Genomic DNA, 21321 nt, shown 5'->3' with positions numbered 1-21321 from the left:
GCTTGAGGGGATTGCCGATGGCACGCATATCCATGTTCAACTCTCCGCTCCTGCTCGGGTTCGACCATTTCGAGCGGGCGCTGGACCGGGTCCAGAAGGCCCAGTCGGACGGCTACCCACCGTACAACATCGAACAGACCTCGGAGTCCGGCCTGCGCATCACGCTCGCGGTCGCCGGGTTCACGATGGACGACCTCGAGATCCATCTGGAGAACAACCAGCTCGTCGTCCGCGGCCGTCAGGCCGAGGAGGACGGCAAGGTGTACCTGCACCGCGGCATCGCCGCCCGGCAATTCCAGCGCACCTTCGTTCTCGCCGAGGGGATCCTGGTCGACTCGGCCGAACTCGACAACGGTCTGCTGCATATCGACCTGCAGCGCCCGCTGCCCGAAACCACGGTGAAGACCATTCCGATCAAGGGAGCCCGCCGCAAAGCCGACACCATCGATGTCGAAGCGGAGCCGGCGGAGGCAGGAGAATAGGCATGTCAGACAGCAATCATCAGCCCGACCGCCAGCATCTGGCGGCGATGACGCCCCAGGCCCTGGGAGCGCTCGGCCTGAATCAGGTCGCCTTCATCAAGCCGGTGCAGGAGGAGGGTGCGGAACATTATGTGGTCCATGCCGCCGACGGCATGGCCGTGCGCCTGTTTCCGACCCGGGAGATGGCCGAGTTGGCGATCCGTCAGAGCGACCTGCAGGCGGTCAGCCTGCACTGATCCCTACCCAGTGATCCTTATCCACCGATCCCCACCGCCTGATGCCGCGTGACGGTCTCGGCCGTATCGAGCGTCAGGCGGCGTGGCTGGCGGCGGAGGCGCTGAACAGGGCGTAGATCGCGTCGGTGCTCTCGCAGCCCCGCAGCTTGGTGCACACGGTGCGGTCGCGCAGCAGGCGGGAGACGCGGGCGAGCGCCTTGAGATGGTCGGCGCCCGCCGCTTCCGGTGCCAGAAGCAGGACGACGAGATCCACCGGCTCGTCGTCGATCGAGTCGAAATCCACCGGCTTGTCGAGCCGGGCGAACACGGCATAGAGCCTGTCCAGCTTGGGCAGCTTGCCGTGGGGGATGGCGATACCGTGGCCGACCCCCGTCGTACCGAGCCGCTCGCGCTCCAACAGCACGTCGAAGATCTCCCGGGCCTCGACCCCGGTCAGCGTGGCCGCCTTGCGGGCCAGCTCCTGGAGGAGCTGTTTCTTGCTGGTGACCCGCAGGTTCGGAAGGATGCCGTCCGTCGAGATCAGGTCCGTGATATCCATGCTCGTGCTCGCTCTTTTGGCCGTCCAGCGTGTCAGGTGGACGAAGTCGGAATCGTGCTCGAATTGACCTGCTTCGGACGCGTCCGTCTGTAGGAACGCGTCTAGTCCGCGCCGGTTGCCCCGGCAGGATCCACCCACCCGACATTCCCATCGGAGCGGCGGTAGATCATGTTGATACCCCCGTGCCCGCGATTGCGGAACATGAGCGCCGGTGCCCCGGACAGATCGAGACGCATCACCGCCTCACCCACCGTCAGGGTGTCCACCGCCGTTTCCATCTCCGCCACCACGACCGGATTCCAGCCGTCAGGCTCCTGGACCTCGTCCCCCTCGGACTCGGATTCCGCCGCCAGGATATACTGTTGCGCGGAAATTGCATCCTGCGCGTGCCCACGGTGGTGGTCACGCAATCGACGCTTGTAGCGCCGCAGCCGCTTGCCCATGCGCTCTGCCGCCGCATCGAACGCCGCATGCGCGTCGGAGGCCTTGCCTTCGCTCTGGACCGTTATCCCCTTGCCCACATGGACGACGATATCGGCCACGAACTGGCTGGCCGCCTTCGTCATGGTCACCGTGGACTCGATCGGATCGGAAAAGTACTTGGTCGCGATCTCCGTGATCTCGGTCTCGATCCGCTCGCGCAGCGCGTCACCGACGTCGAGTTGCTTGCCCTGGACAGAAATCTGCATGGTCATATCCAATCTTGCGTCCGCCCTTCGCATCAGGTGGGTACGGACACTGGGTTTCGCACGAGCTAAAGCTGCTCCGCAGCGCGTTTTTCCCGCCGCGCCGGCGCCACCCAATCCGGTCCCATCTGAGCGAAGCGCCGGAACCTAAGTGTAGCGCGTTTCAAGGTCAACAATCGAGTCATGCCGCGTTTTGCCCGGCTATCTGCGGCCCGCCATGACCGCCTGTCCCGCCTTCGCCCGGCGGCGTTGCACGCTTGAAGGAATGCGCATTGCCTCCCGATACTTAGCAACCGTTCTGCGGGCGATATCCACGCCGTCTGCCCGTAAAAGTTCGACGATCCGATCGTCGGACAGGATGGCGGTGGCCGGCTCCCCGTCGATCAGACCCTTGATCCGGTGCCGTACCGCTTCGGCCGAATGGGCCTCGCCGCCGGCCGCCGAGGCGATGGATGAGGTGAAGAAATACTTCAGCTCGAAGATGCCCCGAGGCGTTGCCGCGAACTTGTTGCTGGTCACCCGGCTGACCGTGCTCTCATGCATCCCGATGGCATCGGCGATATCGCGCAGGACCAGCGGACGCAGATACTGGATGCCGTGCTCGAAGAACCCGTCCTGCTGCCGCACGATCTCGGTGGACACCTTGAGGATCGTCGTCGCCCGCTGGTGCAGCGAGCGGGTCAGCCAGTTGGCCGACTGCAGGCACTCCGACAGGTACTCCTTGGCCTTGCGATCCTTGGCCGCGACCTTGGACACCTCGGCGTAATAGGCGTTGTTCACCAGGACCCGGGGCAGGGTGTCGCTGTTCAGCTCGACCACCCATTTGCCGTCCGCCCCACGGCGGATCAGCACGTCGGGCACCACCGGCTGGTCCAGCGGCCGGTCGAACGCCTCGCCCGGCTTCGGGTTCAGCGCCCGGATCTCGCCGATCATGTCGGTGAGGTCCTCGTCGTCGACGCCGCAGACCTTCTTCAGGGCGGCGACCTCCCGGCGGGCCAGCATGTCGAGATTGTCGAGCAGCGCCTGCATGCAGGGATCGAGGCGATTCTTGTCGGCGAGCTGCAGCGCCAGGCATTCCTTCAGGTCGCGCGCCAGCACGCCGGCCGGATCGAGCCCCTGCACCCGCTTGAGTACCCGCTCCACCTCGTCCGCGTCGGTGCCGAGCTGCTGCGCCAGGGTATCGATATCGCCGGAGAGGTAGCCGGCGGCATCCACCATGTCGATCAGATGAGCGGCGATCAGCCGGTCGCGCGGCGCGTCGAACTCCATCGACATCTGGTCGAGCAGGTGGTCGCGCAGGGTCTTGGACTCCGCCACCATCTGCTCCAGGCCGAAATCGTCGTCGCCGACGATCCCGCCGCCGCCACCGCCGGCGGAACTCCAGCTCGACAGGTCGCCGGAGCCGATCGCCGCCACGCCCTCGGTCTCCTCGATCCCGGCGCTGCCCCAGTTGTTGTCGTAGTCGATGTCGTTGGGATCGTCGCCCGTGGCGGGGATGGCATCGGTGGTGGTGCGGTCGAGCGTGTCGCGGCCGCCGTCGTCGATGGCGTCGCCGAACCCGTCGCCGTCCTGCTGCGGAGCCGCCGGGGCCTCGCCGTCATGGCGCAGCAGGTTGTCGCCCGCCACCGCTTCCAGCGCGGCCGGGCCGTCGCCGTCGTCGCGGTCCAGCAGCGGGTTCTGCGCCAGCTCGCCCTCGACATATTCCGCCAATTCCATGTTGTTCAGCTGCAGCAGCTTGATCGCCTGCTGGAGCTGGGGCGTCAGGACAAGAGATTGTCCCTGGCGGAGATCAAGGCGTTGCGACAGGGCCATGGTCGGACAGCGTCAGAGACTGAAACGTTCCCCGAGGTAGAAGCGCCGGACATCGCGGTTTCCGACGATGTCGTCCGGCGATCCTTCCATCAGGACCATGCCATCATGGAGAATATAGGCGCGATCGACGATCTCCAACGTCTCGCGGACGTTGTGGTCGGTGATCAGCACGCCCAGGCCGCGATCGGTCAGATGCGAGATCAGGTCGCGGATCTCGCCGACGGCGATCGGGTCGATGCCGGCCAGCGGCTCGTCCAGCAGGATGAACTGCGGACTGGAGGCCAGCGCCCGCGCGATCTCCACCCGTCGGCGCTCGCCGCCCGACAGGGCCAGCGCCGGCGTGCGGCGCAGATGGCTGATGGAGAACTCGGCCAGCAGATCCTCCAGCATCGCCTCACGGCGGCTCGGATTGGACTCCACCACCTCGAGCACGGCGGCGATGTTCTGCTCGACGCTGAGACCGCGGAAAATGGAGGCTTCCTGCGGCAGGTAGCCGATGCCGAGGCGTGCGCGGCGGTACATCGGCAGGTCGGTGATGTCCTGGCCGTCCAGGGTCACGGTGCCGGCGTCGGTCGCGATCAGGCCGGTGATGATGTAGAAGCAGGTGGTCTTGCCGGCGCCGTTCGGACCCAACAGCCCGACCGCTTCGCCCGGCCGCACATTCACCGAGACATCCCGCAGAACCGGCCGCTTCTTGAACCGCTTGCCGACGTTGCGGGCGGCCAGCCCCCGGCGCGTGGTGTTCTCGTGCACGAGACGCGGCGAGGCCTCGTCAGTGCGTGTCGGTCGAACCCCGTCGATCGGTGCCATCCGTTCTCTCGTCCCCTGTCGGCACGGTTGGCCGACCTTCAGTTACGTCCCCACCGCGAAGTCTAGCACGGTGGCGGCACGAGCGGCGGTTTTCCGCACCGCGTCAGTTGTTCTCCCGCTCCGGCGTGAACAGGCCCTTCACCCGCCCGCCGGCTTTCGACCCGGGCAGCATACGGCTGACCCCGGTCTTCAGGTTCACGACCGCGCGTTCGCCGTTCAGCTGGTTCTCGCCGCGGGTCACCCGCACGTCGCCTTCCAGGGTGGCGACTTCGCGGAGCACATCGTAGACGCCTTCGTCGCCGTGCACGACCTCTTCGGGCGTGGTGATGACGACATTGCCCAGGGCGTCCACCTGCTCGATCCGGTTCTCGCCGTTCGGCCCCTCGCCGAAATGGGCGGTCAGGACGTCGGCGTCGATCCGCTGGCCCTCGCGCCGGGCCGTGGCGTCGCCCCGGGCCACGGCCAGTTGCCGGGTCTCCCAGTATTCCAGGCTGTCGCGGGCGGTGATGGTGTCGATGCCGCTCTTGAAGCTCAGACCCTCGCCGGTCAGGACGATGACCTGCTGGTCGATGTCGTAGACCGCACGATCGCCCACGGCCCGGTCCTCGGCGGAGACGATCACCACATTGCCCAGCGCCTCCAGCCGGTAGACCTCGCTGCCGCCGGTATCCTTCGCCCGATAGGCCGCCGTCAGGGTATCGGCGCTGACCGTCAGGGTGCCGCGCACCGCCTTGGCGTTGCCGCGCGCGATATAGAGCTTGTCGTCGCGGACCCATTCGATGCCGTCATCGGCCTCGATGGTCACCGGGTCGTCGCCCTCCTGCTGCAGAAGCTGGGCACGGGCGGGGCTCGCGCCGCCGCCGAGGCCGAGAACCAGAATCGTCACGAGTATCGCGGCCAGGCGAGCCATCATCGGGGTACCATCATTCAACTGTCGTCACTCGCTGGCGCCGGTGCTGTACAGGACCGCCCGCGCCTTACCGGTGAAGATGATTCGCGCGCCGCGGTCCAGGCTCTGCATGCCCTCGCCCCGGATCGTGCCGCCCGGGCTCTGGCCCTGTGTCGGCACCTCGCTGAACACATTGCCGGGCCCCATGTCGATCATCGCCTCCTCGGTCACGAGCTGATGGCCCGCGTCGTGGAACAGCGCGACGCCGCCGGTCAGGTTGACTACGGAAGCGTCCTTGAACCACACCCCCTCCTCGGCGTTCAGGGAGACCCAGGTGCCGTCCTTGTTCACCATATCCGCCTGGGGATGGTCGAGTTCCACCGCCTGGCCGGTATCGCCGATTTGGGTGGCGGCGCGGGCGACGATCTCGAACGGCTGGTCGTTCTCGTCCAGGCCGACGAACCGCGGATTCGCCATGCGCAGGGTATCCACGTCCTCCAGGGTCACCGGCGCCTGATCGACCGGAATGTCGGCGGTGTTGCGGCTGATTTGCGGCCAGATCAGAACCAGGGCCACCAGCGTTATGGCCAGGGCCGGCAGCAGCATCTTCATCGCCGCGACCAGGCGGCTGGCGCGGACCACCGGACGGTGGCGCCCCCTCGCCGAAGACTGCTGGGGCGGAACGTGCTGGCTCGAGTGTTGAGTGACTGCCACTACTGGTCCTGTCCCGCGACTCTTCTTCTCTCGGGTTTATACCGCGCAGACGGAACGAGGCATAGGCAAAGGCACCGAAGACGAAGGCCCCGAAGACCAGGGCTCCGGGCGGCCGCGCTCGCAAACGCGTTCGGCAACGCTGCGGATCAGTGGGCGAAGATGTCCTCGTCGCCGTACCCGATGAGGTCGAGATGGGCACGGGTGGCCAGGAAGTCAAAGGCGGCCTGCGCCATCTCCGTGCGGCCCTCGCGCGCCAGCATCGCGTCGAGCCGGTCCTTCAGCTGGTGCAGATGCAGCACGTCGGAGGCGGCATAGGCCACCTGCTCCGGCGTCAGCTCGACCGCGCCCCAGTCGGAGGACTGCTGCTGCTTGGAGACCTCCACCCCGATCAGCTCGCGGCAGAGATCCTTCAGGCCGTGCCGGTCGGTATAGGTCCGGACCAGCTTGGAGGCGATCTTGGTGCAGTAGACCGGGGTGGTCACCACGCCGAGATAGGCCTGCATCACCGCCACGTCGAACCGGGCGTAGTGGAACAGCTTGAGGACGGTGGGGTCGGTCAGCAGCCGGCACAGGTTCGGCGCGTGGTAGATGCCCTTGGCGAACTGCACCAGGTGGGCGTCGCCGTCGCCGCTGGAGAGCTGGACGACGCAGAGCCGGTCGCGCTCCGGGCGCAGGCCCATGGTCTCGCTGTCGATGGCGACGACCTTGCCGAGATCCAGTCCGTCGGGGAGATCGCCCTGGTGCACGGTCGCGGTCATGATGTTGGTCCCGGATCGGCAGCTTGGACGAGAAGAGGTGGTGCCCAGGAGAAGACTCGAACTTCCACGACCTTACGGCCACTAGCACCTGAAGCTAGCGCGTCTACCAATTCCGCCACCTGGGCAAGGTGCGGACGGTCCCTTGCAGGACCGTTCGGAGGGCCGTGTTATAAGCGCCGCGCCGACAATGTCAAACGGGTTTTCGCACCCGTTCTGCGATGGGCTGCGCGATGGGGCGGCGCGATCTGTCGCAGGGCATTCGTTCTCCCCTCCCGGAGCCTGCTGTACTATAAGAACCCGGTAATTCCCGAGTGAAGGAGTGGAACGGCCATGCAAGGCAAGCTCGTCACCGTTTTCGGCGCCTCCGGCTTCATCGGCCGCAACATCGTGCGCGAACTGGCCCAGCGCGGGGCGCGGGTCAACGCGGTCTGCCGCGATGTGGAGAAGGCGAAGTTCCTGAAGCCGATGGGCGTGGTCGGTCAGGTCACCCCGATGCGCGCGGACGTCACCGACGCCGCCGCCATCGCCCGGGCGGTCAACGGCGCCTCCATGGTCGTCAACCTGGTCGGCATTCTGCATCCGTCGGGCCGCAACACCTTCGACGCGGTCCAGGCCACGGCCCCGGGCGTGATCGCCAAGGCGGCGAAGGACGTCGGTGCGGAGGCCATGGTGCATGTCTCGGCCATCGGCGCCGATGCCGACTCCTCGTCGAAATACGCCCGCAGCAAGGCCGAGGGAGAGCAGGCCGTGCGCGCCGCCTTCCCCGAGGCGACGATCCTGCGCCCGTCGGTGGTGTTCGGCGCCAATGACAGCTTCTTCAACAAGTTCGCGTCGCTGGCGCTGCTCTCGCCGGTGCTGCCGCTGATCGGCGGCGGGACCACCAGGTTCCAGCCGGTCTATGTGGACAACGTGGCCGACGCGGTCATGGCCGCGCTGGAGACCCCGGCCGCCAAGGGGCAGACCTACGAGCTGGGCGGGCCGGAGATCTACAGCTTCCGCGAGCTGATGGAGATGGTCCTGAAGGAGACCAACCGGAAGGCCAAGCTGGTCAACCTGCCGTTCTGGGCCGCCTCGATCCAGGCGGCCTTCCTGGAGCTGCTGCCGAGCCCGATGCTGACCCGCGATCAGGTGGAGCTGCTGAAGTCGGACAACGTGGTGGCGGCGGACGCCAAGACCCTGGCCGATCTCGGCGTGAAGGCGACGCCGGTGGAAGTGATCGTGCCGACCTATCTCGACAAGTTCCGCCCCGGCGGCCGCTACAGCACGGGCCGCCAGCCGGCCTGAGGGTTTACTCCCCCTCGTCATCCCGAACACGTTTCGGGATGACGGTGAGGGGTGAGTGGTAAGCTGGCAGCCGCTTACGCGACTACCAGCTCCTTCCAGTCCTCCGCCAGGGTGAGCGGCGGCTCGGTCATCGTCTGGAGCTGCTCCAGGGTCAGGCCCGGCACCATCTCGCGCACCACAAGGCCGCCCTCGGTCACGTCGATCACCGCGATGTCGGTGAAGACCCGCTTCACCACGCCCGGCGCGGTCAGCGGCAGCGAGCAGGCGTTGACGATCTTCGGTTCGCCCTTCTTGGTGACGTGGTCGGTCAGAACCCAGATGCCCTTGGCCCCGGCGGCGAGGTCCATCGCTCCGCCCACGCCCGGCGGGAAGCGCCGGTCGCCGGTGGTCCAGTTCGCCAGGTCGCCGTTGCCCGCCACCTGGAACGCGCCGAGCAGCGCCAGGTCGAGATGGCCGCCACGGATCATGGCGAAGGCGTCGCTGTGCACGAAGAACGAGCCGCCCGGCCGCAGGGTCACGTACTCCTTGGACGCGTTGATCAGGTCGCGGTCGCGATCCGCCTCGGCCGGGCCGGGACCGACGCCGAGGATGCCGTTCTCGCTGTGGAGCACGATCTCCTTGCCCTCGGGCATGACGTTGGCCGCCAGCGTCGGAATGCCGATGCCGAGATTGACGAAACTGCCGTCGGGGATCATCTCCGCCGCGCGGCGGGCGATCTGCAGGCGGGTGAGCTTGGTGAAACCGGCGCCCGTTTCCGTGGCGGTACCGGCGCTCGAAACGGCGCTGCTCATATGTCCCACTCCCGGTCGTTGTCGATATGGACCACCCGGTCGACGAAGATGCTGGGGGTGACGATGGCCTCGGGGTCCATCTCGCCCAGCGGCACGATCTCGCGCACCTGCACCACGGTCAGGTCCGCCGCCATGGCCATGACCGGACCGAAATTCCGCGCCGCCTTGCGGTAGATCAGGTTGCCCCAGCGGTCCGCCTTGTAGGCCTGGACCAGCGCCAGATCGGCGCGCAGCGGCAGCTCCAGCACATAATCGCGGCCGTCGAAGTTGCGCACCTCCTTGCCCTCGGCGAGGTCGGTGCCGACGCCGGTCGGGGTGTAGAACCCGGCCACGCCGGCGCCGGCGGCGCGCATCCGCTCCGACAGGGTGCCCTGGGGCACCAGTTCCAGGTCGATCTCACCGGCGGCATAGCGCGCGTCGAACAGGTCGGAGCCCTTGGAGCGCGGGTAGCTGCAGATGATCCGGGTCACCCGGCCGCTGCCGATCAGCGCCGCGAGGCCTTCGGTCCCGGTGCCGGCATTGTTGGAGATGACCGTGAGGTCCTTGGCGCCGCTGTCGAGCACGCCGTGGATCAGGTCGTTCGGCACGCCGGCGAAGCCGAAGCCGGAAATCATGATGGTGTCGCCGTCCTTCACGCCGGCCACGGCCGCGGCGACGTCAGGGACGATCTTGTCTATGGGCATGGGTCTGGGCGCTCCCCGGATCGGCTGATTCTTGTTCCGCAATAGGTAAGCCGAGGAGCCGGACGGGTCCAGCCTCAACCGGGCCCAGGAACATCGCACCCATTCACCCTCGGTCGATGACCGGCACGGCGGGGGCGGCCTCGCCCTCCTCGCCGTCGAACAGGAACTCCGGCAACTGGAAACCAGTCAGGTTCTCCCAGTGATCCGCCACATCCTCGTGGAACAGGTCGCGGGCGATACCGGCGGCCATGCGCGGAACGGCGAACTTCATGGCGTTGATGGAGGCGCCCGACGGCCCGAAGCTCATGGTGGCGCCGAAGGTGAACAGGCGGATGTGCTTGAGCCAAGGCGCCGCGCCCGGCTCGCGCTCCAGCAGTTCGTAGGCCGGGCCGAGATAGGGGTAGCGGCCGAGGCGCGGATTCTCCCCGCCCGCCGGCGGGACGTAGCGGTCGGACCAGCGCGCCACGTGCTCGGCCACCCCGTCCAGCTCCGGCCGCAGGGCCATGTCCATGTCGAAGCCGGTGCCGACGATGAGGTAATCGGCCTCCAGCGCACCCGACGGCGTCGTGATCCGGACGGCATCGCCCGCCGGCTCGATCCGCTCCCAGGCCGCCCGGGTGCGCAACTGGAAGGTCCCGTGCCGGGCGACCCGTTGCCAGGTCTCGCGCGGGAACGCCTCGCGCATGGACAGCAGGTAGTTCATGAAGCGCCAGCGCCAGGCATCGTCCAGCGTGTGGAAATGTCCGAGGAAGCCCGGGAAGCTGAGCCAGCGAAACGGCTGGACGCGCTGCAGCTCCGGCCGGCGCACGCAGAGCGTCACCGACGCCGCCCCCGCCTCCAGGGCGGTCGCCGCGTTGTCGAAGGCCGAGGCGCCGGCGCCGAGCACCGCCACCCGCCGTCCGGCCAGGGCGGCGAAGTCGATCCCCTCGCAGGTATGCGCCCAGAACCGCTTGTCCACCGGCTCCATGACCGGCGGGGTCCACCAGCGTCCCGAGGACTCGATGCCGGTCGCCAGCACGATCTTGCGGGCGGTGACCCGCTCCTCCGCGCCTGTGGCGAGGTCGCGGACGGTCGCCACCAGATAGGGGTCGGCCGGCTCGATACGCTCGACCCGCTTGCCGTTCTCCACATTCAGGTCCAGCACCCGGCGCAGCCAGAGCAGGTAGGCCACCCAGTCGCCCTTGTCGATCTTGTTCAGTTCCTCCCAGGCGGCCACGCCGTGCTGGGCCTCGAACCAGGCCTGGAAGGTCAGCGACGGGATATCGAGATCCGGGCCGGTCACCGCCTTGGGCGAGCGCAGGGTCGCCATGCGGGCATAGGTGTTCCACGGCCCTTCCAGGCCCGGTTCGGACTGGTCGACAATGCGGAAATTCACGATCCGCTGACGGGTCAGGGCATGGGCGATGGCGGTGCCGCCCTGGCCGCCGCCGACGATCAGCACGTCGAGGATGCGGGTTCCATCGGCGGTGTGGTGCGGGGGGACCCAGCGGCCGGAGGGATAGGCGATCTTCGGCAGATCCTCGGCCACCCGCTGTTCCAGCGCCTGCAGCCCCATACCGGCCGTGTCGGTAACAGTCATCCGCCGCCCTCCTCCGCCTGACCGCGGAATCTCACTCCGCCCGGTCGACCGCCGACGAGATGGCACGTCGCCGCATCCAGATCACCGCGATGACGGCCAGGGCGGCCACGCAGCCGAAGATCACCGGCGGCTCCAGGCCGACCACGTCGCCCGCCGCCCCCATGGCCAGCGCGCCGATGGCGGGGCCGCCGCGGAAGATGATGCCGTGCAGGCTGAGCACCCGACCGACCTTGTCCGACGGCACCGCAAGCTGGACGATGGTCTGCGTCCCGACGCCGGCGGCCACCATGGAGGCACCGTAGACCGCGAGCGCCGGCAGGGCGATCCACAGGCTGCCCGACAGCGCCACCGCGAGAACCGACAAGGCGACGACGATGGAGGCGACCAGCACGATCGGCACCAGACCGCTCTCCTGACGCCGTCCGGCCAGCATCCAGCCGCCGATGATCGCGCCCACGCCGGTCACCGACGTCATCATGGCCAGGGTGTCGGCGCCACCGCCGAAGACATGGTCGGCGAACCCCGGCAGCAGTTCGGTCACCGCGCGCACGGAGATCGCGGTCACCAGGTGCAGCAGCAGGATCGGTCCGAGACCAGGATCGCTGGCCCCGTAGCGCATGCCCTCGGCGATGTCGCCGATCAGCCCGCGCCTTGCCCTCGGCACGCCGCCCTCCCGGCCGATGGAGGGGTTTCGGGTGCGGATCACGACCAGGGACGCCAGCAGACAGAGATAGCTCAGGGCGTTGACGATGAAGGCCCAGCCGAGATCGGCCCAGACGATCACCAGCCCCGCCACCGCCGGGCCGATGAAGCGGGCGGTGTTGAACACCATGGAATTGATCGCCACCGCCGTGGTGATCCGCTCGCGCGGCACCAGCCGGGGGACCAGGGCGAGGCGGGAGGGCTGGTTGAACCCGATGACCATGCCGTTCAGGAAGGTCATCAGCACCACCACCTCCACCGAGATGTTGCCGGACAGGGTCAGGATGCCGAGCAGCACGGCCAGGGCCATGGACAGGGACTGGCAGGCGAAGATCACCAGGGTGCGGTCGAGCCGGTCCGCCGCCACACCGCCGACCAGCCCGATCAGCACCGAGGGGAACAGGTCGGCGAAGGCCACCGCCCCGAGCCAGGTCGCCGAATGGGTCAGTTCCCAGGTCAGCCAGCCCAGCGCCACCCGCTGCACCCACATGCCGATCAGCGACACGCCGTTACCCAGCGTGTAGAGGCCGTACTCGCGATGCGCCAGGGTGCGCAGGATGGGGTGGTCGGTCATGACGAAGCCCGGTCTCGCCGCCCGAATGGGTGCGGCTTTGGCGTCGGAAGGGATGGCACGGGATCTTAGCGCAGATTGGAACCGCTCCAGCACCGGCGCGTTCGGTCGCAGGGTGTCGACCGTTATTGTGGAGTCTCACCCGCAGGTAGAGATCGCGTTTTATCTTACCGATTGAAACGTCAATCAGCATGATCTATATTATTATTGAAAGTGAAATCCGCCTTTTGATTACAGAGAAGGCAAATCGGGGATGGCCGCCGTGACGGACATGCTGATGGAAGATAAGGGACCCGCTCCGATCGTTCGCGTGCCGGCTGCCCGTAAGCCACAGCCGGTTGCGCAGCCTTCGCTCGGTCAGATCGTCGATGTTCCCTACACACTCTGGCTGGTGACCGTCGCGACCGCGCTTATGGCGGCGCTGTCGCTGATCCTGACCCTGACCATCTACATGCTGGACAACGTGCTGAGCCTGTCGGGGGGCGCGCCGATCTTCACGCCCGGCGACTACCGCAGCGTCCTCGAGCTGTCGGTGATCTTCGCCCTGCTGTCGATCGCAGCCCATTTCCTGCGCCTGCGCCTGGAGGCCTCGCGCAACGCGGCGGTCATCATTCCCCTGCCGTTCCGGATCGCCATCGAGCCGCCGATGGGCGACCTGACCTCCCGGTTCGAGGCGTCCTGCAACGTGGCGATCGCCTTCGACCGGGAAGAGCCGATCCGGGTGCTGACCAGCCAGCCGGACGTGCTGAAGCGGGCGCTGGAGAACGCCTTCATCATCGCCGTGACCGACCCGGTGATCCGCTTCTCCAAGCAGAAGATGGAGCAGACGCTGAAGATGGCGGCGGTCGGCGTGCTCGGTCAGGGCGTGGCTTTCCTCGACATGAGCGAAGTGCGCCAGCGGCGCCTGCCGCCACGCCCGCCCTCGGTCGATGCCACCGGCAAGGATACGGTGCGGCCGTCGCCGACCTGCTGATCCCCGCCTACCGAACCCCGGCCTGCTGATTTCCGGCCCGCTGATTTCCGTCAGGCGGCCGACCGGACGTGCCGGTCGAGCGCCGCGAACAGGGCGTCCACCTCCTCCAGCCGCGTGAACAGATACGGCGCCACCCGCACCCGACCGCTGCGCAGGCTCACATGGACATTCTCCGCCGCCAGGCGGTCCGCCAGGTCGGAAGCCGGCGGCTCGGGCAGGGTCAGGCCGATGAAATGCGGCGAGCGGTGAGCCTTCGGCGGCACGCCCCACCCCCGCGCGGCTGCCTGCTCGGCGATACGGTCGACCACCGGTCGGATACCGCCGGCGACAGCCTCGATGCCCCACTGCGCGATCTGCTCCATCGCCGCCACCGCCATCGGCATGTGAATCATGGAATCGGCCGCCCCCTGGTCGAACTTCCTGCCCCCGGGCTGGAAGGTCCGGCCGTAGCCGGGCGACAGGGTCATCGGCGCATCGCCGACCCGGGCGGCGTGGTTATGCTCCACCGGCTCGCCGTGCTGGCGGCGCGGCGCCACATAGAGATAGCCGCACTGGTCCGGCGACAGCAGCCACTTGTAGGCGGAGCAGGCGACGTAGTCCGGGTCGATCCGGGCGACATCCAGCGGCAGCACGCCGATGGACTGGGTCGCGTCGATGAAGATCGCCGCCCCCAGGGAATGGGCGACGTCGGCGATAGGCCCGAGATCGAGAGTGCCGCCATCCACCCAATGGACGTTCGGCAGCGCGACCAGGCCGGTCTCCGGTCCCAGACGGTCGAGCACGGCACTGGTCCAGTCGCCGTCCGACGGCCAGGGCACCACCGTCATCGTGGCGCCGCTGCGTTCGGCCAGAAGCTGCCAGGCGTAGAGGTTCGAGGGGAACTGGGACTCCAGGACGACCACGCTCTGCCCCGGCTCCAGGGTGATGGAGCGGGCGGCGACGGCGACGGCATAGCTGGTGGCGGTGCTCAGCGCGATATCCGCTCCCGAGGCACCGATGAACCCGGCGAAGAGGTCGCGGGCCCGGTCCATCTCCTGCGGCAGGGCGTTGCGCGCCGACTCCCACGGTCGGGCCTTGCGATCGACCGCAAGGCGTCCGGCCTCGGCCGCCGCCTTGGGGGCCGGGCCCTGGGCCGCACAGTTCATGTAGACGACGTCGTCGCCGAGGTCGAACAACGGGCGGATGGTCTCTGGGGTCACGGTGTCGCTCTCCTCGGGCAAGGAACAGCGACAGACTACGCCCGTCGGCACACCGCGTTAAGGGTGCACCGGCGCCAGGGCCGTCAAACGCTTCGGGATGGTGGCGCGCCTACTGGTCGGAGCGCAGTTTCTTCGGCGGCACGCCCTCTAGGCGCGCCTCGTCCAGCTTCACGCCGTCCAGCACCGCCCCGGTCAGATTGGCGCCGTTCAGGCGGGTCTCCTGCTTGCGGCCGACATTCTCGCCATGGCTCGACAGCAGCGGCGCCGCGGTCAGGATGGCGTCGGTCAGATCCGCCCGGGACAGGTTGGCGCCGGACAGAATCGCACCGGAAAGGTTGCAGCGGGCCAAAGACGCGAGCGACAGGTCGGCCCCCGACAGATCCGCCAGCACCAGCAGGGCGTCGGTCAGCAGGGCCCGGTGCATGATCACGCCGCGCAGGTCCGCGCCGGACAGGTTCAGGCCCCGCAGGTCGGCATCGGTCAGATCCACCCCGTCGAGCGAGGCGCGCGACCCGCGCTTGCCGTCGCTGCGCACCCAGCGGTCATGTTCCACCAGGGTGCGCTGGACTTCCGCCGCGACGATATCGGCCGGCGGCGCCAAGCGGGCGTTGGAGGTGTCGACCTTGCTCAGATCGACGTCGCGCAGACGGGCGCCGATCAGGTTGGCCCGGTCCATCGTCGCCCCGTCGAGCTGGGCGCCCGACAGGTCGGCACCGGTCGCCAGCGAGTCGCTGAGATCGGCGTCGCTCAGATCGGCCGAAACGAGGTTCGCGTTGCGCAGGATCACGCCGGACATGGAGGCGCGGCGCAGGTTCGCCCGTTCCAGGTTGGCGCCGGTCAGGTCGGTCTGCGCCATGCGGGCCTGATCGAGCTTGGCACCCTTGAGGTTGGCGCGGTGCATGCGCGCGCCGGCGAAGTTCACCGAGGTCCCGGCGAAGGCGGCCTGGCTGTCGTTCTTCGACGGCAGACCGCTGGCGCCGCGCAGGGAGACGCCACGCAGATCGGCGCCCTCGAACACCGTGCCGACGAGCTGGGTGCCCGTCAGATCCGCTTCCTCCAGAGTGGCGCCGCGGAACGAGGCGCCGCAGAGATCCGCCCCGGCGAAGATCGCCCGGGTCAGGTTGCAGCCGATGAAGCGCACCCCCTGCAGGTCGGCGCCGCCGAAATCGACTTCGCGCAGATCCTGGCCGGAGAAATCCGATCCGAACAGATTCGTATGGGCAAAGGACGCGGGCTGCCCTTCGGCCGCCCCCTCCAACCAAAGCCGGTGGCTCGCGAGTTTGCGCTCAACGGCGTCGTGCGCTATGTGACCCTGGATGCTCATCCGCCCACAGTCGCAGTTTCGAACTTAATTCTTGGTTAATTCCCCAGCTTCCGCAGGGAAGAAAATTCGGCTTCTGCCTGTGATAACGACTTTTCCAGCCGGTCGGTTATTTCATCGAGTTCCCGGTCGCTGGTAACCAACGGCGGAGACACCATCACCCAGTCTCCGTCCCGGCCGGCGTTCGTCCGGCGGGTGTACAGTATCAAACCGTTCTGCATTGCGATACGGGAGACCGCTGCCGGCACTGCCGCCTCTATGGGGAACGGCCGCTTGGTCGCCGGATCCGCCACGAACTCCACCGCCATCAGCAGCCCCTTGCCGCGCACGTCGCCGATGATCGGGTAGCGGTTCGCCATGTCCCACAGCCGCGTCTTCAGTTCGGCCCCGAGCACCGCGGAGCGCTCGACCAGCCCGCGCTCCAGGGTTTCCTCCAGCACCGCCAGCCCCACCGCGCAGGACAGCGGGTTGCCGAGCGCTGTGTGGCCGTGCAGGAAGCCGCCGCCGCTGGCCACCGTCTCCACCAGATCGCGCGGCGCCAGCACCAGACCGAGCGGCAGATAGCCGGCCCCGATGCCCTTGGCCATGACGATCAGGTCGGCCCGGCAGTCCGGCCAGTGATCGTGGGACAGGAAGGCGCCGGTGCGGCCGCCGCCGCTCATGACTTCGTCGTGAATCAGCAGGATGCCGTACTTGTCGCAGATCTCGCGCACCCGGGTCATGTAGGCCGCCGGGGTCACCAGCGCGCCGGTGGACACCCCGCCCACCGGCTCCTGGATGAAGGCCAGCACGCTATCCGGCCCCTCGGCGACGACCCTGTCCTCCAGATCCTGGGCGCATTTCAACGCCCAGCTCTCCTCGTCCAGGCCGTCGGGGATGCGATAGGTCACCGGCGCGGGGACCTTCGGCATCTCCTGCAGCATCGGGCCGAACATGGCATGGGCCGACGGGTCGCCGGTGATGGCGAGCGCCCCCAGCGTGCCGCCGTGATAGGAGGGCTGGCGCGAGATCACCTTCCAGCGTGAAGCCTCGCCCCGGGACAGGGCGATCTGCCGGGCCAGTTTCAGCGCCGCCTCGTTCGCCTCCGAGCCGCCCGAGACGACGAACACCCGCTCGTAGCCGGGACCGGCCGCCTCGGCCAGCCGCTCGGCGAAGTCGCGGTTCGCCTTGCTTTCGAAATGGGAGACGTTGGCGAAGGCCGCCGCCTCCGCCTGGGAGGTCAGGGCGTCGAGCACCCGGCGGTTGCCATAGCCAAGGTTGCAGGCGACCGGACCCGAGCTGGCGTCCAGATAGCGGTTGCCGGCGGTATCCCACATCTCGATGCCCATGGCGCGGGCGATCTGCGGTTTGGCGGGCGTTCCCGGCGGGGCCGCGAAGACCTGGATCGGTTCGCCCCGCGCCAGGGTTCCGAGCGGCGGCGACACGTCGAGATCGTTTCGAAGTAAGCTGGACATGGACGCCCCCAGGGAGAAAGAGGGACCCATAGTGGCCCGCCGCCACCCGCGCGCCAAGACCTCACCGACCCCGTCGACACGCGGCCCCCTCTATCTTCCCCCCCCGCGCGTTCCCGACCTCGCGCTGGGATCGCGACGTCGGCGTGTTGGAGCGTCTCGGCAAAGGCTCCATCCCGCGGCCTCGCCGCCCCCCTTGCGCAAGGCCGGGCAAACCGCAAGGGTCAAGGAGACACAATCGACCCGATCCACACGGGAAAATCGAATATATATTGTGTTCTGAATGAAAATCTGACACTATATGTATCGAATCGAGACAGGCTTGCGCTGCGATCATTTCGAAGGAGCGGATCGCCCGGCGCGCAGAGTTCCATCGCTTCCCCGGCGATGGAAGCGGGAGAGGACAGGCCTCGTTTCGCCCTCTCCCACCACCCTGTGAAGCTCCTAAGGACGGTTCTCCGTCCAGCCTAGCGGGTGCGCCCGCCTGAGACTTGGCGCACCCGGCTTTTTTCCGACCGCCCGCGCTTCCCTGTCGCGCGGCCCGGCCTGCCGCGACCCGACCGGACCGGCCATCATCCCCTGGATCGTTCTCTGGCGTGAGGCGTCATGCCCGGCTAGGCTCCGTCGGCAACCAACTCAAGAATCCCTACGTCCAAGGAGAAGCAGCCATGGCTGGCACCATTGAGGCCCGTTTGGCCGAGCTCGGCATCGAGATCCCCACCCCGGCCACGCCCGCCGCCAATTACGTGCCGTTCGTGCGCAGCGGCAACCTGCTGTTCGTGTCCGGCCAGATCCCGATGGCCGACGGCAAGATCCAGGGCATCGGCGTGGTCGGCAAGGACCTGACCACCGACGACGCCCGCAAGATCGCCGAGATCTGCGCCAAGAACCTGATCGCCCAGGCCAAGGCCGCCTGCGACGGCGACCTGGACAAGGTTGCGCGTGTGGTGAAGCTCGGCGGCTTCGTGCGCTGCACCCCCGACTTCACCGAGCAGCCCGAGGTGGTCAACGGCGCCTCCGACCTGATGGTCGCGGTGTTCGGCGACAAGGGCCGGCATTCGCGCTTCGCGGTCGGCACCAACGCCCTGCCGCGCGGCGTCGCGGTCGAGGTCGAAGCGGTGTTCGAGCTCGCCTGACGCGCCTGCCCCTCAGGGGGCCCGACAGCCGATCCGGGGCGGCCTTGCTTCGCGGCAGGACCGCCCCACCTGGATTCCGTGGACGACCACAGCGGATCCCGCCCATGCCCGACGGCACCGATATCCAGATGGAACTCGCCGAAGAAGTCTCCGTCCTGCCCGCGATCTCCGCGGTTGCGGCGCAGGAATGGGATGCCTGCGCCGGCGCGGACAACCCGTTCCTGTCGCACGACTTCCTCAACGCGCTGGAGGAGAGCGGGTCGGTGCGGGCGCAGACCGGCTGGCTACCGCGCCACCTCGCCGTCAACGACCGCGCCGGTCGGCTGGCCGCCGCCATGCCGCTCTACCTGAAGGGCCATTCCCAGGGCGAGTACATCTTCGACTGGGGCTGGGCCGACGCCTATGAGCGGGCGGGAGGGCGCTATTACCCCAAGCTGCTGTCGGCGGTTCCGTTCACCCCGGTGACCGGCCCGCGCATGCTGGTCCGCCCGGATATCGACCCGGCCCGGGCGCAGGAGATCCTGGCGGGCGGGGTCGTCGCGCTGATGAACCAGCTCAACGTCACCACCGCCCATGTGAACTTCGTGCCGAAGCCGGAATGGAACCGACTGGGCGAATTCGGATTCCTGCAGCGCATGGGCCTGCAGTACCACTGGCACAACGACGGCTATGCCAGCTTCGACGCCTTCCTCGAGGCGCTCTCCTCACGCAAGCGCAAGGCGATCCGCAAGGAGCGCCGCCAGGTCGCCGAGACCGACCTGGTGATCCGCCGACTGGTGGGCAAGGACATCGAGGAACGGCACTGGGACGCGTTCTTCGCCTTCTACATGGACACCTCGGACCGCAAATGGGGCTCGCCCTACCTGAACCGCACCTTCTTCTCGCTGCTCGGCGAGCGCATGGCGGAAAGGGTGCTGCTGGTCGTCGCCGAGCGCGACGGAGAGCCGGTCGCCGGCGCGCTGAACCTGATCGGCAGTGACACCCTGTTCGGCCGCAACTGGGGCTGCACCGAGGAATACAGATTCCTGCATTTCGAGGCCTGCTACTACCAGGCCATCGACTTCGCCATCGAGCGCGGCATGGCCAAGGTCGAGGCCGGCGCCCAGGGCCAGCACAAGATCCAGCGCGGCTACCTGCCGGTGGAGACCTACAGCAACCACCTGATCCTGGACGACGGCTTCCGCGATGCCGTGGAGGACTTCCTGGCCCGCGAGCGCCGCCAGATGGTCCATGAGAAGGAGCTGCTGCTGGAGGAATCGCCGTTCCGCAAGGACGGTTAACCTTTTCTTCGTCATTTGTTGCTGCAATGCCACAGGGAACACCATTCGCAAGATTTTCGTCACGAAACCCTTGCGGGAGGGGCAGCCCGACATAAAGTGCATATCAACACCCTGTGAGGCGCTCCTGAGACATTGTCTCGAAGCATCGTCCTCACCGCGGGCTGATAATGACCCAATGACGAATATCACCATGGAGGTCGCACGATGCGCGATACCTACGTGCTCACGCCGCTTGAGGCCGCTGAGCAGACCGGCCTGGATCTCGACAAGATCCTGAGCCTGGCCGCCACCACCGATTCGGTCGCCGAGACCGACGGCGAGACCCTGCGGATCGACCCGTGGGCCCTGGCCGCTGCCGCCGGCGAGATGAAGCTGGCCGCCTGATCCTTTCGGATCATCTCAATCTTGATCGCAGGCCCCGCTTCGGCGGGGCTTTCGATTTTCCGGCACCGGCGATATCCGGACCGCATCCTGCCCCGGAACGCACCTTGAGACGGCCGGAAAGCCGCCTTCAAACGCGGCACCCCCACTTCCCCTTCCCTCCATCCCCCCGCCGCCTTACATTGCGCTCATCCGCGCAACCGGACGTGTCCCGCTGATGTCGCCGCTCAGAACTTTCATCCCGCGCCTTGCCGCGATCGCCCTGGTCGCCGCCCTCGCTGCGTGCAGCTCCACCGACGACGATCCGGAATACGTCGAGCGTCCGGTCGAGGAGTTGTACAACGACGCCTACAACGCCGCGCTGGCCGGCGAGTTCAAGGAAGCCGCCCCGCTGTTCGACGAGGTCGAACGCCAGCATCCCTATTCGGTCTGGGCGACCCAGGCCCAGCTGATGTCGGCCTATGCACTGTACCAGTCGAACGACTACGACGACGCGGTGGCCGCGCTCGACCGGTTCATCCAGCTGAACCCGGGCAATCCGAACGTCGACTACGCCTATTATCTGAAGGGCCTGTGCTACTACGAGCGGATCGTCGATGTCGGGCGCGACCAGAAGCTGACCCGCGAGGCGCTGTCGTCCTTCGAGGAAGTGGTGCAGCGCTTCCCCAATTCGAAATACGCCCGCGACGCCCGCCTGAAGATCGACCTCGCCCGCAACCACCTCGCCGGTAAGGAGATGAGCATCGGGCGCTGGTACATGCGCCAGGGCCAGTATCTCGCCGCCATCAACCGCTTCCAGCGCGTCACCACCGAATTCGACACCACCGAACAGGTGCCCGAGGCCCTGCTGCGGATGACGGAATGCTATGTCGCCCTCGGCCTCGACGAGGAGGCGAAGCGCACCGCCTCCGTGCTCGGCTACAACTACCCGGGCACCGACTGGTACGAGGACGCCTATTCGCTGGCGACCAAGGGCCGGGCGCGGACCACGGCGGAGTCCGGCGACGACGGGTGGTTCGGCTGGGGCGTCGGTCCGTTCTAAGCC

22 protein-coding genes and 1 tRNA gene are annotated in these 21321 nt (G+C 67.7%); 8 read left to right on the top strand and 15 right to left on the bottom strand.

Annotation, left to right across the window (positions count from 1 at the left end; genetic code table 11):
* The first annotated feature begins 17 nt into the window (after positions 1-17).
* Both G578_RS0105640 and G578_RS0105635 read left to right on the top strand, forming a co-directional pair.
* Positions 18-482 (top strand): Hsp20 family protein, encoded by a 465-nt coding sequence (locus G578_RS0105640; protein WP_038013691.1) that lies wholly within the window; start codon positions 18-20, stop codon positions 480-482.
* A 2-nt stretch (positions 483-484) separates the two neighbouring features.
* On the top strand, positions 485-718 hold the full coding sequence (locus tag G578_RS0105635) for a DUF1150 family protein (protein ID WP_028793401.1): 234 nt from the start codon (positions 485-487) through the stop codon (positions 716-718).
* Between the two features lie 73 nt (positions 719-791).
* On the opposite strand, the gene ptsN is transcribed toward G578_RS0105635, so the two are convergent.
* The 8 genes from ptsN to G578_RS0105595 all read right to left on the bottom strand — a co-directional run bounded on the left by ptsN (position 792) and on the right by G578_RS0105595 (position 7050).
* Complete coding sequence (ptsN, locus tag G578_RS0105630; RefSeq protein WP_028793400.1) at positions 792-1256, bottom strand: PTS IIA-like nitrogen regulatory protein PtsN; 465 nt, start codon at positions 1254-1256, stop codon at positions 792-794.
* A gap of 101 nt (positions 1257-1357) precedes the next feature.
* On the bottom strand, positions 1358-1945 hold the full coding sequence (hpf, locus tag G578_RS0105625; protein ID WP_028793399.1) for a ribosome hibernation-promoting factor, HPF/YfiA family: 588 nt from the start codon (positions 1943-1945) through the stop codon (positions 1358-1360).
* 198 nt (positions 1946-2143) lie between these two features.
* Positions 2144-3754, bottom strand: a complete 1611-nt coding sequence (gene rpoN / locus G578_RS0105620) for an RNA polymerase factor sigma-54 (RefSeq protein WP_028793398.1) — start codon at positions 3752-3754, stop codon at positions 2144-2146.
* Between the two features lie 12 nt (positions 3755-3766).
* Positions 3767-4564 (bottom strand): LPS export ABC transporter ATP-binding protein, encoded by a 798-nt coding sequence (gene lptB, locus G578_RS0105615; RefSeq protein ID WP_051244079.1) that lies wholly within the window; start codon positions 4562-4564, stop codon positions 3767-3769.
* Between the two features lie 103 nt (positions 4565-4667).
* Positions 4668-5477 carry an LptA/OstA family protein gene (locus G578_RS0105610; protein ID WP_028793396.1) on the bottom strand — a complete coding sequence of 270 codons (810 nt, stop codon included), beginning with the start codon at positions 5475-5477 and terminating at the stop codon, positions 4668-4670.
* 24 nt (positions 5478-5501) lie between these two features.
* Positions 5502-6095, bottom strand: a complete 594-nt coding sequence (lptC, locus tag G578_RS0105605; RefSeq protein WP_028793395.1) for an LPS export ABC transporter periplasmic protein LptC — start codon at positions 6093-6095, stop codon at positions 5502-5504.
* Between the two features lie 218 nt (positions 6096-6313).
* Positions 6314-6925: a ribonuclease D gene (locus G578_RS0105600; RefSeq protein WP_028793394.1), complete on the bottom strand. Its 612-nt coding sequence runs from the start codon at positions 6923-6925 to the stop codon at positions 6314-6316.
* A gap of 38 nt (positions 6926-6963) precedes the next feature.
* Positions 6964-7050, bottom strand: a tRNA-Leu gene (locus G578_RS0105595).
* A gap of 205 nt (positions 7051-7255) precedes the next feature.
* On the opposite strand from G578_RS0105595, the gene G578_RS0105590 reads away from it, so the two are divergent.
* A complete protein-coding gene (locus G578_RS0105590) occupies positions 7256-8209 on the top strand; it encodes a complex I NDUFA9 subunit family protein (RefSeq protein WP_028793393.1) in 954 nt (317 codons plus the stop codon).
* A 74-nt stretch (positions 8210-8283) separates the two neighbouring features.
* Here G578_RS0105590 and G578_RS0105585 read toward each other — a convergent pair whose 3' ends face one another.
* The 4 genes from G578_RS0105585 to G578_RS0105570 form a co-directional block, all read right to left on the bottom strand.
* Positions 8284-9000 carry a 3-oxoacid CoA-transferase subunit B gene (locus G578_RS0105585; RefSeq protein ID WP_028793392.1) on the bottom strand — a complete coding sequence of 239 codons (717 nt, stop codon included), beginning with the start codon at positions 8998-9000 and terminating at the stop codon, positions 8284-8286.
* Positions 8997-9683: a 3-oxoacid CoA-transferase subunit A gene (locus tag G578_RS0105580; protein ID WP_028793391.1), complete on the bottom strand. Its 687-nt coding sequence runs from the start codon at positions 9681-9683 to the stop codon at positions 8997-8999. The genes G578_RS0105585 and G578_RS0105580 overlap by 4 nt, the downstream gene beginning before the upstream one ends.
* 103 nt (positions 9684-9786) lie before the next feature.
* Positions 9787-11262 carry an NAD(P)-binding domain-containing protein gene (locus G578_RS24930; protein ID WP_038013687.1) on the bottom strand — a complete coding sequence of 492 codons (1476 nt, stop codon included), beginning with the start codon at positions 11260-11262 and terminating at the stop codon, positions 9787-9789.
* A gap of 31 nt (positions 11263-11293) precedes the next feature.
* Complete coding sequence (locus G578_RS0105570; protein WP_028793390.1) at positions 11294-12538, bottom strand: MFS transporter; 1245 nt, start codon at positions 12536-12538, stop codon at positions 11294-11296.
* A 259-nt stretch (positions 12539-12797) separates the two neighbouring features.
* On the opposite strand from G578_RS0105570, the gene G578_RS0105565 reads away from it, so the two are divergent.
* The gene (locus G578_RS0105565) at positions 12798-13508 is read left to right on the top strand and encodes a hypothetical protein (RefSeq protein ID WP_139189166.1); all 711 of its coding nucleotides are present in this window, start codon (positions 12798-12800) and stop codon (positions 13506-13508) included.
* A 50-nt stretch (positions 13509-13558) separates the two neighbouring features.
* On the opposite strand, the gene G578_RS0105560 is transcribed toward G578_RS0105565, so the two are convergent.
* The 3 genes from G578_RS0105560 to G578_RS24920 form a co-directional block, all read right to left on the bottom strand.
* On the bottom strand, positions 13559-14707 hold the full coding sequence (locus tag G578_RS0105560; protein WP_028793388.1) for an aminotransferase class V-fold PLP-dependent enzyme: 1149 nt from the start codon (positions 14705-14707) through the stop codon (positions 13559-13561).
* 109 nt (positions 14708-14816) lie between these two features.
* Positions 14817-16031 carry a pentapeptide repeat-containing protein gene (locus G578_RS24925; RefSeq protein ID WP_084618708.1) on the bottom strand — a complete coding sequence of 405 codons (1215 nt, stop codon included), beginning with the start codon at positions 16029-16031 and terminating at the stop codon, positions 14817-14819.
* A gap of 35 nt (positions 16032-16066) precedes the next feature.
* Entirely contained in the window at positions 16067-17482 is a 1416-nt protein-coding gene (locus G578_RS24920; RefSeq protein WP_051244837.1) for an aminotransferase family protein, read from the bottom strand.
* Positions 17483-18147: 665 nt separating this feature from the next.
* On the opposite strand from G578_RS24920, the gene G578_RS0105540 reads away from it, so the two are divergent.
* The 4 genes from G578_RS0105540 (at position 18148) to G578_RS0105525 (ending at position 21318) form a co-directional block, all read left to right on the top strand.
* Positions 18148-18615 carry a RidA family protein gene (locus tag G578_RS0105540; protein ID WP_028793387.1) on the top strand — a complete coding sequence of 156 codons (468 nt, stop codon included), beginning with the start codon at positions 18148-18150 and terminating at the stop codon, positions 18613-18615.
* Positions 18616-18719: 104 nt separating this feature from the next.
* Entirely contained in the window at positions 18720-19895 is a 1176-nt protein-coding gene (locus G578_RS0105535) for a GNAT family N-acetyltransferase (protein WP_028793386.1), read from the top strand.
* A gap of 204 nt (positions 19896-20099) precedes the next feature.
* A complete protein-coding gene (locus G578_RS0105530) occupies positions 20100-20279 on the top strand; it encodes a hypothetical protein (RefSeq protein ID WP_028793385.1) in 180 nt (59 codons plus the stop codon).
* A gap of 214 nt (positions 20280-20493) precedes the next feature.
* Positions 20494-21318, top strand: coding sequence for an outer membrane protein assembly factor BamD (locus tag G578_RS0105525; RefSeq protein ID WP_051244069.1), 825 nt, complete (start codon positions 20494-20496; stop codon positions 21316-21318).
* Positions 21319-21321: the final 3 nt, after the last annotated feature.

It is taken from the genome of Thalassobaculum salexigens DSM 19539, from assembly GCF_000423805.1.
Classification (GTDB): Bacteria; Pseudomonadota; Alphaproteobacteria; order Thalassobaculales; family Thalassobaculaceae; genus Thalassobaculum; species Thalassobaculum litoreum.
The sequence above is the reverse complement of the archived record's forward strand: the minus strand, read 5'-3'. Positions and strand labels throughout refer to the sequence as shown.

Coding starts and splice junctions, on each gene's coding strand:
- G578_RS0105640 (WP_038013691.1), top strand. CDS start 18: ATGGCACGCATATCCATGTTCAACTCTCCGCTCCTGCTCGGGTTCGAC.
- G578_RS0105635 (WP_028793401.1), top strand. CDS start 485: ATGTCAGACAGCAATCATCAGCCCGACCGCCAGCATCTGGCGGCGATG.
- ptsN (WP_028793400.1), bottom strand. CDS start 1,256: ATGGATATCACGGACCTGATCTCGACGGACGGCATCCTTCCGAACCTG.
- hpf (WP_028793399.1), bottom strand. CDS start 1,945: ATGCAGATTTCTGTCCAGGGCAAGCAACTCGACGTCGGTGACGCGCTG.
- rpoN (WP_028793398.1), bottom strand. CDS start 3,754: ATGGCCCTGTCGCAACGCCTTGATCTCCGCCAGGGACAATCTCTTGTC.
- lptB (WP_051244079.1), bottom strand. CDS start 4,564: ATGGCACCGATCGACGGGGTTCGACCGACACGCACTGACGAGGCCTCG.
- G578_RS0105610 (WP_028793396.1), bottom strand. CDS start 5,477: ATGATGGCTCGCCTGGCCGCGATACTCGTGACGATTCTGGTTCTCGGC.
- G578_RS0105600 (WP_028793394.1), bottom strand. CDS start 6,925: ATGACCGCGACCGTGCACCAGGGCGATCTCCCCGACGGACTGGATCTC.
- G578_RS0105590 (WP_028793393.1), top strand. CDS start 7,256: ATGCAAGGCAAGCTCGTCACCGTTTTCGGCGCCTCCGGCTTCATCGGC.
- G578_RS0105585 (WP_028793392.1), bottom strand. CDS start 9,000: ATGAGCAGCGCCGTTTCGAGCGCCGGTACCGCCACGGAAACGGGCGCC.
- G578_RS0105580 (WP_028793391.1), bottom strand. CDS start 9,683: ATGCCCATAGACAAGATCGTCCCTGACGTCGCCGCGGCCGTGGCCGGC.
- G578_RS24930 (WP_038013687.1), bottom strand. CDS start 11,262: ATGACTGTTACCGACACGGCCGGTATGGGGCTGCAGGCGCTGGAACAG.
- G578_RS0105570 (WP_028793390.1), bottom strand. CDS start 12,538: ATGACCGACCACCCCATCCTGCGCACCCTGGCGCATCGCGAGTACGGC.
- G578_RS24925 (WP_084618708.1), bottom strand. CDS start 16,031: ATGAGCATCCAGGGTCACATAGCGCACGACGCCGTTGAGCGCAAACTC.
- G578_RS24920 (WP_051244837.1), bottom strand. CDS start 17,482: ATGTCCAGCTTACTTCGAAACGATCTCGACGTGTCGCCGCCGCTCGGA.
- G578_RS0105540 (WP_028793387.1), top strand. CDS start 18,148: ATGGCTGGCACCATTGAGGCCCGTTTGGCCGAGCTCGGCATCGAGATC.
- G578_RS0105535 (WP_028793386.1), top strand. CDS start 18,720: ATGCCCGACGGCACCGATATCCAGATGGAACTCGCCGAAGAAGTCTCC.
- G578_RS0105530 (WP_028793385.1), top strand. CDS start 20,100: ATGCGCGATACCTACGTGCTCACGCCGCTTGAGGCCGCTGAGCAGACC.
- G578_RS0105525 (WP_051244069.1), top strand. CDS start 20,494: ATGTCGCCGCTCAGAACTTTCATCCCGCGCCTTGCCGCGATCGCCCTG.